Genomic DNA, 1,558 nt, shown 5'->3' with positions numbered 1-1,558 from the left:
CAGGCTGTCGAGAAAGTCTCGACAGCTATTTTTATATGGAATACATTTAATGCGACACCGCGTTAATGTTGTATAATATAGGTATCTCTTTTTAGAACGGACGGTGTTGGTATGCTGCGCTCAAACCGAGACAAACAACAATCCCTCGAATTGGTATCTCTTGAAGAACTCGTGCCCCAAGATCATTTGCTGCGCAAAGTAGATAAATATATTGATTTTTCCTTTATTGATGAGAAGGTTCGCTCGCTTTACTCTGCCGATAATGGCCGACCTGCGATTGATCCCGTTGTGCTGTTTAAGATGATTTTCCTTGGCTACTTCTATGGCATTCGCTCCGAGCGCCAGCTTGAACGCGAGATTCAAACGAACTTGGCCTACCGCTGGTTTCTGGGACTCGGCTTAACCGATAAAGTTCCAGACCACTCGACCATTAGTTGGAATCGTCGGACCCGGTTTAAGGACACCACGATTTTTCAGGATATTTTTGATGAGATTGTATTACAAGCCATCTCCCACCGCATGGTAGGCGGGCGTGTTCTTGTTAGTGATTCGACGCATGTAAAAGCCAACGCGAACAAGCACCAGCATACGAAAGAAGTTGTGCTGCAAAATACCAAAGATTACATGGATGAGCTCAACGCCGCCGTGACGGAAGACCGGAAAAACCATGGAAAAAAGCCCTGAAACCCCGAGAGGAAGTGATGGAAGAAAAAGAAGTAAAAGTGAGCAAAACCGATCCCGATAGCGGGTATATGATCCGTGACGGCAAGCCCGAGGGATTTTTCTATCTGGACCACCGTACAGTGGACACCAAATACAACGTCATTACGGATGTGCATATGACCGCAGGCAACGTCCATGATTCGGTCCCCTACTTATCCCGGCTGGACCGTCAGCGTGAACGATTTGGCTTTGATGTGGAAGCCGTTGCTTTGGACTCGGGTTATTTAACGGCGCCCATTTGTCATGGTTTGAGGCAGAGAAAGATCTTTGCTGTGATTGCGCACCGCAGATTTCATCCCAAATTAGGTTTGTTTCCCAAGTGGAAGTTTGAATACGACGCCGAACGCGACAGGTATACCTGCCCAGCGAAGCAAGAGCTGTCCTACCGAACGACGGATCGCAAGGGATACCGGCAGTATGCTTCGGATCCGGCTCAGTGCCATTCGTGTCCGCTTCGCAGCCAATGTACGCAGGCCAAAAGCCACCGAAAAGTGGTGACTCGGCATGTCTGGGAGGCGAGCAAGGAGTGGGTACGCAGCAACCGACTAACGCCCTCGGGAAGACAGCTGTACCGGAAACGAAAAGAGACGATTGAGCGAAGCTTCGCGGATGCCAAAGAGCTCCATGGGTTTCGCTATTGCCGGTTGCGCGGACTCGCCAACGTCAGGGAACAAGCCTTGATGACGGCAGCCGTGCAGAACATGAAGAAGATGGCGATCCACCTGGATCGCCTGGAAAAGAGGGGGTAACCCTCTGTTTTTTTGTGTGCCAAACAGCTTTAGGTAAAGAAAGAGAAACCCACATCTCAAAAAGATGGGGTTTCTCGACAATCTGA

General features: G+C 49.4%; 1 protein-coding gene. It reads left to right on the top strand.

Annotated elements, in window-relative coordinates:
* Positions 1 to 111 precede the first annotated feature (111 nt).
* A protein-coding gene (locus tag AC58P5_RS27905) for an IS1182 family transposase (protein ID WP_497392323.1) occupies positions 112 to 1,472 on the top strand; the annotation gives its coding sequence in 2 pieces (ribosomal slippage) (positions 112 to 682 and positions 682 to 1,472; 1,362 coding nt in all).
* Positions 1,473 to 1,558: the final 86 nt, after the last annotated feature.

The sequence above is a fragment of the Paenibacillus sp. JT31N7 genome, from assembly GCF_059692095.1.
The sequence above is the reverse complement of the archived record's forward strand: the minus strand, read 5'-3'. Positions and strand labels throughout refer to the sequence as shown.